This is a genomic window from Brevundimonas sp. UBA7534, assembly GCF_002479325.1.
Taxonomy (GTDB): Bacteria; Pseudomonadota; Alphaproteobacteria; order Caulobacterales; family Caulobacteraceae; genus Brevundimonas.
Window position 1 is genome coordinate 1 of record NZ_DLMO01000074.1, and the last position, 8370, is coordinate 8370.

13 protein-coding genes are annotated in these 8370 nt (G+C 69.1%); 7 read left to right on the forward strand and 6 right to left on the reverse strand.

Going from position 1 to position 8370, the window contains the following annotated elements; translation table 11 throughout:
* Positions 1 to 165 precede the first annotated feature (165 nt).
* A complete protein-coding gene (locus tag B2U11_RS05605) occupies positions 166 to 1437 on the forward strand; it encodes a type II restriction endonuclease (protein ID WP_292070485.1) in 1272 nt (423 codons plus the stop codon).
* A gap of 41 nt (positions 1438 to 1478) precedes the next feature.
* On the opposite strand, the gene B2U11_RS05610 is transcribed toward B2U11_RS05605, so the two are convergent.
* The 4 genes from B2U11_RS05610 to B2U11_RS05625 all read right to left on the reverse strand — a co-directional run bounded on the left by B2U11_RS05610 (position 1479) and on the right by B2U11_RS05625 (position 4044).
* On the reverse strand, positions 1479 to 2207 hold the full coding sequence (locus tag B2U11_RS05610) for a PepSY domain-containing protein (protein WP_292070486.1): 729 nt from the start codon (positions 2205 to 2207) through the stop codon (positions 1479 to 1481).
* The gene (locus B2U11_RS15655; protein ID WP_349680711.1) at positions 2204 to 2500 is read right to left on the reverse strand and encodes a DUF411 domain-containing protein; all 297 of its coding nucleotides are present in this window, start codon (positions 2498 to 2500) and stop codon (positions 2204 to 2206) included. The genes B2U11_RS05610 and B2U11_RS15655 overlap by 4 nt, the downstream gene beginning before the upstream one ends.
* Before the next feature lie 236 nt (positions 2501 to 2736).
* Positions 2737 to 3294, reverse strand: coding sequence for a YybH family protein (locus tag B2U11_RS05620; RefSeq protein WP_292070488.1), 558 nt, complete (start codon positions 3292 to 3294; stop codon positions 2737 to 2739).
* Between the two features lie 96 nt (positions 3295 to 3390).
* On the reverse strand, positions 3391 to 4044 hold the full coding sequence (locus B2U11_RS05625; protein WP_292070489.1) for a DUF2231 domain-containing protein: 654 nt from the start codon (positions 4042 to 4044) through the stop codon (positions 3391 to 3393).
* 116 nt (positions 4045 to 4160) lie between these two features.
* Here B2U11_RS05625 and B2U11_RS05630 point away from each other — a divergent pair, with 116 nt between their 5' ends.
* From B2U11_RS05630 to B2U11_RS05650, 6 genes are all read left to right on the forward strand, one after another.
* The gene (locus B2U11_RS05630; protein ID WP_292070490.1) at positions 4161 to 4442 is read left to right on the forward strand and encodes a hypothetical protein; all 282 of its coding nucleotides are present in this window, start codon (positions 4161 to 4163) and stop codon (positions 4440 to 4442) included.
* Entirely contained in the window at positions 4442 to 4879 is a 438-nt protein-coding gene (locus tag B2U11_RS05635) for a Spy/CpxP family protein refolding chaperone (RefSeq protein ID WP_414632936.1), read from the forward strand. The genes B2U11_RS05630 and B2U11_RS05635 overlap by 1 nt, the downstream gene beginning before the upstream one ends.
* 8 nt (positions 4880 to 4887) lie before the next feature.
* Positions 4888 to 5277, forward strand: a complete 390-nt coding sequence (locus B2U11_RS05640; protein WP_349680712.1) for an RNA polymerase sigma factor — start codon at positions 4888 to 4890, stop codon at positions 5275 to 5277.
* A complete protein-coding gene (locus tag B2U11_RS15660; protein ID WP_349680713.1) occupies positions 5278 to 5466 on the forward strand; it encodes an RNA polymerase sigma factor in 189 nt (62 codons plus the stop codon).
* Between the two features lie 223 nt (positions 5467 to 5689).
* A complete protein-coding gene (locus B2U11_RS05645) occupies positions 5690 to 6007 on the forward strand; it encodes a hypothetical protein (protein ID WP_292070492.1) in 318 nt (105 codons plus the stop codon).
* 27 nt (positions 6008 to 6034) lie between these two features.
* Positions 6035 to 6448 (forward strand): copper resistance CopC family protein, encoded by a 414-nt coding sequence (locus tag B2U11_RS05650; RefSeq protein WP_292070494.1) that lies wholly within the window; start codon positions 6035 to 6037, stop codon positions 6446 to 6448.
* Between the two features lie 249 nt (positions 6449 to 6697).
* Here B2U11_RS05650 and B2U11_RS05655 read toward each other — a convergent pair whose 3' ends face one another.
* Together B2U11_RS05655 and B2U11_RS05660 are read right to left on the reverse strand one after the other, a co-directional pair.
* Complete coding sequence (locus B2U11_RS05655) at positions 6698 to 8167, reverse strand: copper resistance protein B (RefSeq protein ID WP_292070496.1); 1470 nt, start codon at positions 8165 to 8167, stop codon at positions 6698 to 6700.
* A partial coding sequence (locus B2U11_RS05660) for a multicopper oxidase domain-containing protein (protein ID WP_292070497.1) occupies positions 8164 to 8370 on the reverse strand: 207 nt, incomplete at its 5' end. The genes B2U11_RS05655 and B2U11_RS05660, both read right to left, overlap by 4 nt.

An 8370-nucleotide genomic window follows, 5' to 3' on the forward strand; every position in this document is an offset into this window, starting at 1 on the left:
CACGCCCATCACCATGGCGAAGTCGGCATGGCGGCTGGCGCGCGACTCCCTTGCCAGGCGACCAGCGTCGGGACCCTGCGCCCAACCGCCACCCGCCTGGCGCCGGTGGCGCTTCCGCACCAATCTGACTAGGCTGGGACGGCGATGGAGTTCTGTGGGGGCGGCGTGCCGGATCGACTTCAAGAGCTTATCGAGCAGTGGCGCGACGATCCTTCGGCCACCTATAGGACGTGGTTCCTGTGGGATGAACGGCTGAAGAATTTCCGGTCCATCCGGCGGGGCATCGGTCAGGTCGTCGAGGAGATCGAGGCGGGCCGGTTCGGCGTCGCCTATCGTGGCTCGTCGCTGGAGACCATCGTCCATTCGGTCGCCGAACAACGCCAGATATTCAGGGGCGCCGACCACGCGTTCCTGTGGAAGCCCAAGCTCCGGATTCCCGACATCTACGAGAACCCGCCCAACCAGCGCGCCTTTGGCCGTCTGCTGCATCACTGCAGCTGCTGTTCAACCGGCGCCGAGATCCTGTCCGGCATCCGCACGATCGATCAGCTCAAGATCAAGGGCCTCGGGCCGGCCGTGGCCAACCTGATCTACTTCTTGCATCCCACGCACGCCCCGCCGTTCAACACCGCCATCGTCAATGGCTACAACGCAATCACCGGGTCGAAAGTGAAGCTGGGCAGTTGGGAGCACTATCTGGCCATGCGTGAGGGAATTCTGGAACTCAACGCCCGCTATCGCGACCTGCTGTCAAACGACCTGGGCGCCATCGCGGGCTTCCTGTTCGATGTCGGGTCAGGACGATACCCCGCTCCGCCCCTGGAAAGCGAAGATCTCTCTGACCGTGACTGGGATCGGCGGCTGGCTGAAGCCCGGGCTGAAGCGGTGAAGTTCGAGAAGACCGCGCTGCAGCAACGCGACACTGATCGCACCCACACCGAAGTTCAGGCATGGATCCGGGATCTGGGGCGAGCGCTCGGCTATCGCGTGTGGATCGCCGCCAATGACCGCAGCCGGCCTTATGACGGCGCGCGTCTCGGTGAGGGTTGTCTGGACCAGCTGCCCGCGGCGCTGGCGAACGGCGCGGGTGCAGAGTCGATCCGCCTCATCGACGTCCTCTGGCTGGAGGCCGGCGCGGATCGCGTGACAGCCGCCTTTGAGGTCGAACACTCCACCACGATTTATTCCGGCGTCGTGCGTATGCTGGACCTCGCCCTGTCTGGCGAGCTCCATACGTCCGCAGGCCTGTTCCTGGTGGCGCCAGACAGCCGCGAGGGCGATGTCCGCGCCCAGTTGCGGCGGCCCGCCTTCAGCCGGATCGCGGACCTTGACGTGCGCTACCTTCCCTATGGCGAACTGGAACGGCACCGGGCTTCAATCGCCCGCTTCGGGACCGACCTTCGGGCCCTGACAGAAATCTCCCACCGCCTGATCTGATGGCGGGCCGGGCGGCGGTCGGCAATCGATCCGGGGGCGCGTCACTCTCGCCGGACGGCGCGCTGCGAGGCCCGAGCCGCCTTCAGATCCCGCGCCAGCCGAATCCAGAGCAGGATGAACCCTGAAACCACGATGCTCAGCGTCAAGGCTGTGGTTATGATGATCAGGGGGTGATTGAAATCCTCGCCGTCGTTCCAGTCCATGACATGGAGACGCCAGAAGAAGTCGAAAATCCGCCAGACGCCCGAGCGGCGCGTCACCACCTCGCCGGTGGCGGGCGACAGGTAGAAGGAGGTCTTCTCGCGATCTGCGAAGTCGACGCGCCAAAGCGGCCCGGTCCGTCCCGTCTCCTCTGGCGCCGTGGTCAGGAGCACGGCGCCCGAAACCCCCGCCTCACCCTTGTAGGCGCGCTTGGCGAAGGCCGAGACCTCGGCGGCGGACATCGGTCCGAACGGCCGACCTGTCGCGGCGGACACGATGACCGGCTCGCCCGCCGCCGGCTTCAGGGTCCAGGCCGGCCCCCTCGGCGTGGAATGAAGCTCCGCCTGGACGGGCGCGACGCCGGCCCGACGGACGATCTCGCCAAGGGCCGGAAGGGCGCCGAGTTCCAGCGGACCCGGCGTGAGTTCGACCGCGCGATGCTCGCCGCGAACGGTCTCGATCGGAATGGCCGTCATCACCAGACCGCCGCCGACCCAGAACAGCACCTGAAGACCGACGACCAGCGCGATCCATTTGTGCAGTTGGGTGGAGAGCTTGAGAATCTTCATGCCACGCGCCTCGCCTGGCCGTGACGCGCGAAGACGCGCGTGCCGCCGCCCTTGAGGATCAGCAGGGTCTCATAGACCTCCCGTTGCCCGTCGGGCGTCTCCATGCCGGGAGACCCCAGCGGCATCCCGGGAACGACGAGACCCACGGCCTCCGGGCGTTCGGCGAGGAGCCGGCGCACATCCTCGGCCGGCACATGGCCCTCGAGGACATATCCGCCAACCAAGGCCGTATGGCAGGACGCCAAGGACTCGGGAACGCCTTGGGCGCGGCGGACCGAGCCGGGGTCGGTCACCTCGGTTATCCGCGCCTGAAACCCCGCCGCTGTCATGTGTTCGACCCATGCGCCGCAGCAGCCGCAGGTGGGCGATTTGTAGACGGCGAGGTCGGACGAAGGACGAGGGGTTTGAGCGCAGGCCGCGGCTGCCGAGGCGCTGACGCCGAGGATCAGAAGGGAGCGGCGCGAAAGCGACTTTATCATTGGCTCATTACTCTGGTGATCGGGAGGCCGGGCAACCCGTTTCCGCGTCTTCAGGTCGCCCGGCGCAAGGGCCGGGCCGAAGAGTGATAGATGGCGAACCTCCACTCGTCGCCCCGCTTGCGCAGGACGCTTGTGGCGACGCCGCGACGCTCGATCGGTTCGCGCGCCGTGTCCTTGAAGGTGATGTGATAGGTGTAGGTCTCGCTCACGAATGCGGTATCGCCGTCGATCTCCACTGTCATCTCGTGGTTGCGAAACTCGAAACCCGCCAGATCCGTAAACTCGGGTCCGAGATGGTGCTCGAGGTAATAGGCGAACGTCCCTTCGACGCCGCCGTTCTCGAAAATCGCCGAGTCCTCCCAGAACAGAGCCGGGGTCTGTGACACGTCCATCCGGGTAATGGCGTCCTTGTAGGCGGCGACGACGGTTCGGACCTGCGCCTCGTCAGCGGTTTGCGCATGGCCGGGGGCGTGTGCCGAGCCTGGGGTGTGGGCCGAGCCGGGGGCGTGAGAGTGGGGCGCCTGGGTCTGGGCCTGGGCCTGGGCCTGGGCGGAGGTAGCGAGGACAGCGGCGAGCGCCGATCCGGCGAGTGCTGAACGAAACGACATGGATCAAGCTCCTGGTTAGCCGCGGCCGCGAAAGCGTCCTGGTCCGGCGAAAGTGGGGGGAAACTATGTGGCGGGCGACGCGTGTCCTTGAGGCCCTCAGAACATCAGATGTCTCACGCCGTGGGTCAGCATCCCGCCCAGCAGGCCGTTGACGATCACGGCGGCGGCGGTAAGCGTCAACAGGCCGACGTAGATCAGCTCACGCCCGCGTCCCGGTCGGCGGACCCAATGTTCCTTCGCCCACCAGCTCAACAGGCCCAGAACGGCGATCGAGGTGCCGAGCCACCGGTGATAAGCGTGGGTCGCGTCGTCCTTGCCGGGGAGGCCCATGGCGAACCACCCCAGCGCCACCGCGGCGAGCGCAGAGATCGCGGCCAGGGCGATAATGACGCGGGTGCCCTGGGTCAGGACCGGCCGGCGGAGCGTCAGCGCGGCGATCTCGAGAAGGGCGGCGACGAGGAACAGCGCGATGGGGAAATGCACCGCGGCCGGATGCATGGCCCCGAGCCAGCGATACAGGCGCTGGGGCATGGGCTTGGGAGCCTCGTCCGCCATCATGGCTCCGTGGTCCATGTCCTGGGCCATGCCCGGCATGGCCATCACGCCGCCGTCTGGAACGGCGGCCGTCGGCGTGGCGACCTGGGCGCGAGCCGCCGCGGCCTTCTCGTGGGCCTCATGCGCGAACGCCGGCGCGCTGACTGACAGCGCCAGCGCCAGGGCGAGCCCCGGCAGAAATTTGCGTATCGCCATTGTTCTCTCCCATCCTGTGCCTTCTGCTAACTACGCATCCGGGAAGCCGTCCCCTCGATCGAGGGATTCCGCCCGTTTCGGCGTAGTAGGGATTAGGGGCGCTAGGAGAGTGTTCGATGACGCGCAATCTTGATGATCTTCTGAATCGATTGGCGGCCGTGTCCGCCGGTCGGTCGCTCGACGGGCTCGAGCCGCTCGTCTGGCGCCGGGTCGACGCGCTTCGCGGCGAAAGGCTGACAAGACAACTGCGCCTTGGCGCCGTCGCCATGGCCCTGGTCACCGGCCTGACCGTGGGCGGCGTCGGCGCGGTCGCCGCTCCCCGACCGCGTGGGGATATGGCCATCTTCACGGTCGATGCGGGTCTGTCGCCCCTGGTGCGTCTGGAAGCCGGCCGGTGATGCGCGGCTGGCGGGCGATCGCACTGACCGCCGTGCTGGCGGCTGTCGCCAGCGGCGCGGGCACTTGGATCAGCGCCAGCTGGGTGCTCAGCCGGCGCGAACCGCCGTCCCTGCACGACATCATCCACCACGATTTGAAGCTCTCGCCTGATCACCTGACCCGTATCGAGGCCGTCGAAGCCCGGTTCGCCGCCCGCCGGCCCGCGCTCGAAGCCGACATCCGCGCGGCGAATCTGGAACTGGCGCGCGCCATCCAACAGAGCGATGGCGACGGACCCCAGGTCCAGGCCGCGGTGGACCACTTTCACGTCGCCATGGGCGCCCTGCAGAAGGAGACCATCGCCCACGTCTTCGAGATGCGGTCCGTGCTGACGCCCGCCCAGGCCGAGGTCTTCGACGACCGCATCGTCGCGGCCCTCGCGCCCGACGGAAACTAGCGGTCCGGGTGGACCGTCCAGCGGACCTGTCAGCCCGCGCCGCCGGCGGCGACCGCGTGGCCTACAGCGAGCTGATGCGACGGACCAGGACCGCCCTGTACCGGTTCGTCCGGCGCTATGTCGGCGACGAGCAGGAGGCATGGGATCTGTTGCAGGAGACCTATGCGGCGGCCTGGATCAACATCCGCCGTTACGATCCGACGCGCCCCTTCGAGGCCTGGATCCGGACCATCGCGCTCAACAAATGCCGGGACTGGAGCCGCCGCCGCTTCGTCCGGCGGCTCATCCGGGGCGGCGTCGACCTGTCGTCGCCGGAAGCCCTGGCCGTGCCGGACGGGGCCGAGTCGGCGGATGAGCGGATGGAGGCTCGTGACCGGCTCTCCCGGTTGAACGAGTAGATGGACCGCTTGCCGCCGCACCTCAAGGCGGCGCTTCTGCTCACGGCGATCGAGGGCCGCAGCCAGGCGGAAACGGCAGAGATCCTCGGGGTTTCCGTCAAGACGGTCGAGGCCCGCGTGGCGCGCGCGCGCCGCAAGCTGTCCGACGCCCTGCGGGATGTGATCGCCTCCAGGGCCGGTCCGGAATGACCGATCCAAGGTCCAGACCCCTCGTCGCCATCCGGCCATGCGCTCGCGCCCGAGCCGAGGGCGGTCGATCGGCATGGTGCGAGGGCTACGACGCGCGCGCGCGTAATCAGATATGAAGGCGTCGCCCGCTCCCGCGCGGGTGACGCGACGAGGCCGAACCCCCTCAACCTCGGCGTCCCCAGATCGATCCCGACCGTAACCCGCTTTTCTGAGGAACCATCACATGAGAACCTTGATCCTCGCCGCCGCGGCGTTCGCCCTCGGCGCCTGCCAGCCGGCCGCCGGGCCTGAGCCAGTCGACGCCCAGGCGGCCCCGGACGCTTCGGCGACCGCCGCGATGGACGCCGCCTCGGCCGTCACGCCGGAGCCGACCCCGGCGTCTCCGGTCGCTACGCCCGCCCCAGCCGCAACCCCGCGGGCCTCGGCGCCGCGACCGGCCCGGCCCGCGCCGACGCCCGCGCCGACCCCTCCGCCCGCCGATCCGATGGCCGGCCATGACATGTCCAAGATGGACGGCATGACCATGCCGCCCCGGCAATAGTTCGCGTAAAAACAGGAGCTCTCCCCCATGAACCGCTTATATCTCGCCGGCCTCGTCGCTCTCGCGGCCCTCGGCCCCGTCTCGATCGCTCTGGCCCAGAGCCACTCCCACGCGGGCATGTCGATGCAGGATCACGCCGCCATGCCGGCCACGCCCGCGGCGAACGGCGTCACCACGACGCCGGCCGACAACGCCATGCTGGCCGCGTCCCCGACGGCCTTCTCCGTGACCTTTCCGCACGCCATGACCCTGACGTCGCTCAGACTGACGGGTCCCGCGGGTCCGTCCGTCGATGTGGCCGTGCCGGCCGACGCCCCGCCGGCCGCGACGGTCAGCGCCCCCCTCCCCGTCCTGGCGCCCGGCTCCTGGTCCGCCGCCTGGGCCGCGAAGGGCGCCGATGGCCACCAGATGAACGGCCTCGTCCGTTTCATGGTTCACTGAAGGGTCGGCCTCCAGCCTCCTGAGGGGCCGAAGCCTGATGTGAAGGAACGCCGCGCGGCTTGCTGCGCGGCGTTTTTCGCCGCCGATCGACTCGCGTCCGCGGGATCTCGGCCGCGGTCAGCCGGTCCGATCGACGCCAGGGCGGCGGTCGGCCAGCGTGTCGTCGGGATTCATTACGACAGCTACAATGTCTGGGCGCGCCGGCTGCCGGAGGCGTCCGGCGACCAGCTGCCGGCCGACCGTCCGCCGCTAGAACCAGGCCCGGATTCCGACGACCAGCCGGGTGTCTTCCGAGCTTCGCCCATCGGCTTCCAGAAAGTCCGCCGTATCGCCGAAGCTCCTGGTCCATTCGACGCCGATGTAGGGCGCGAACTCCTTGTGGAATTCATATCGCAGCCGGACCCCGACCTGGAGCGACGACAGGCCGGACCCGATTCGGAGTTCGGGGATGTCCTCGGCCGACAGCACCACTTCGGCCCGGGGCTGGACGATCCAGCGATTGGTGATCCGTTGATCGTATTCAGCCTCCGCCCGCGCCGTGAGCTCGCCCTTGTTGGACAGGAAGGCCGCCGCATCGACCTCGAACCAGTAGGGCGCCAGGCCCTGGACGCCGACGACCAGATCCGTCCGGTCGCCTTCCGGCCGCCAGGTCTGCCGCACGCCGGTCTGGAAGTCGAAGAAGGGCCGGAAGGCCCGGCTGTAGAGGGCCTGGATCTCGGCTTCCTCGACCTCGCCGTCGAAGGCGCCTTCCCCTTCGGACTTCCACCAGAAGCGGTTGATGTCGCCGCCGGTCCAGCCCTGGGCGTCCCAGGCGTAGGCGTCTTCGCCGTCGGCGAAGGTTGCTTCGAGCTGATCCATGACCACGGCCGTCGTCCGCACGTCGCCATTCTCGACGCGAAGCTGTTCGCGGGCCGCCGCCATTTCGGCGGGATCGAACAACAGGTCGGCGGCATGGGCCGGACCGCTGGTCGCGCCGGGCGGAGGGGGCGTTTCCGGCGGGCGCCCCGGATTGTCCGCGCTGGTCGGCACGTCGGGCGGCATGGCCATGCCCGACATGTCGTGACCCGCGGGCGTCTGGCCCATCGTCGACATGTCGTGCCCAGCGTGGGGGTCCGCCGGGACGGTCGGAGCCGGCTGTTGGCCGGCTTGCATGGTCGACATGTCATGACCCGCCGGCATGGCCGGAGCGGGCTGCGTCTGGCCCGTCGTCGACATGTCGTGCCCCGCGTGGGGGTCCGCCGGGACGGTCGGGGCCGGCTGTTGGCCCGCTTGCATGCTCGACATGTCATGACCTGCCGGCATGGCCGGGGCGGGCTGCGTCTGGCCCGTCGTCGACATGTCGTGCCCCGCGTGGGGGTCCGCCGGGACGGTCGGGGCCGGCTGTTGGCCGGCTTGCATGCTCGACATGTCATGACCCGCCGGCATGGCCGGGGCGGGCTGCGTCTGGCCCGTCGTCGAGATGTCGTGCCCGGCGTGCGGATCCGCCGCCGCCGGCGCGCGCTCGGGCACGGCGCCGGTTGGGCAGACCGGCGCGCCGGGCGTTCCGACCCGGGACGGATCCGCTGTTGCCGCCCCGCGCCGGACGCAACCGGCGGGCAGCTGGCCGGCGGGCCGGGCCGCGCCCGGCGCGGGAACGTGCCCGGCGTGGCTCTGTGCGAACACCGGACTGGCCGAGGCCGCAAGGAGCAGGGGGATGAGACCGACGGAGCGGCGGATCATGATGAAGCTCCAGCCAGGGGGCGAACGGTGACGACATTGAACATGCCGGCGTGCATGTGCATCAGCAGATGGCAGTGGAAGGCCCAGTCGCCGGGCGCGTCGGCGGTCAGGTCGAAGGTCACCTTCGAGCCCGGCGCGACGTTGACTGTGTGCTTAAGCGGCTGATGCCCGGCAGGGCCGCCGGTCACCAGCTCGAAGAAGTG

Bases quoted from the DNA above. Each gene is read 5' to 3' on its own strand.
- B2U11_RS05610 (WP_292070486.1), bottom strand. From the start codon at position 2,207: ATGAAGATTCTCAAGCTCTCCACCCAACTGCACAAATGGATCGCGCTG.
- B2U11_RS05620 (WP_292070488.1), bottom strand. From the start codon at position 3,294: ATGTCGTTTCGTTCAGCACTCGCCGGATCGGCGCTCGCCGCTGTCCTC.
- B2U11_RS05625 (WP_292070489.1), bottom strand. From the start codon at position 4,044: ATGGCGATACGCAAATTTCTGCCGGGGCTCGCCCTGGCGCTGGCGCTG.
- B2U11_RS05630 (WP_292070490.1), top strand. From the start codon at position 4,161: ATGACGCGCAATCTTGATGATCTTCTGAATCGATTGGCGGCCGTGTCC.
- B2U11_RS05635 (WP_414632936.1), top strand. From the start codon at position 4,442: ATGCGCGGCTGGCGGGCGATCGCACTGACCGCCGTGCTGGCGGCTGTC.
- B2U11_RS15660 (WP_349680713.1), top strand. From the start codon at position 5,278: ATGGACCGCTTGCCGCCGCACCTCAAGGCGGCGCTTCTGCTCACGGCG.
- B2U11_RS05645 (WP_292070492.1), top strand. From the start codon at position 5,690: ATGAGAACCTTGATCCTCGCCGCCGCGGCGTTCGCCCTCGGCGCCTGC.
- B2U11_RS05650 (WP_292070494.1), top strand. From the start codon at position 6,035: ATGAACCGCTTATATCTCGCCGGCCTCGTCGCTCTCGCGGCCCTCGGC.
- B2U11_RS05655 (WP_292070496.1), bottom strand. From the start codon at position 8,167: ATGATCCGCCGCTCCGTCGGTCTCATCCCCCTGCTCCTTGCGGCCTCG.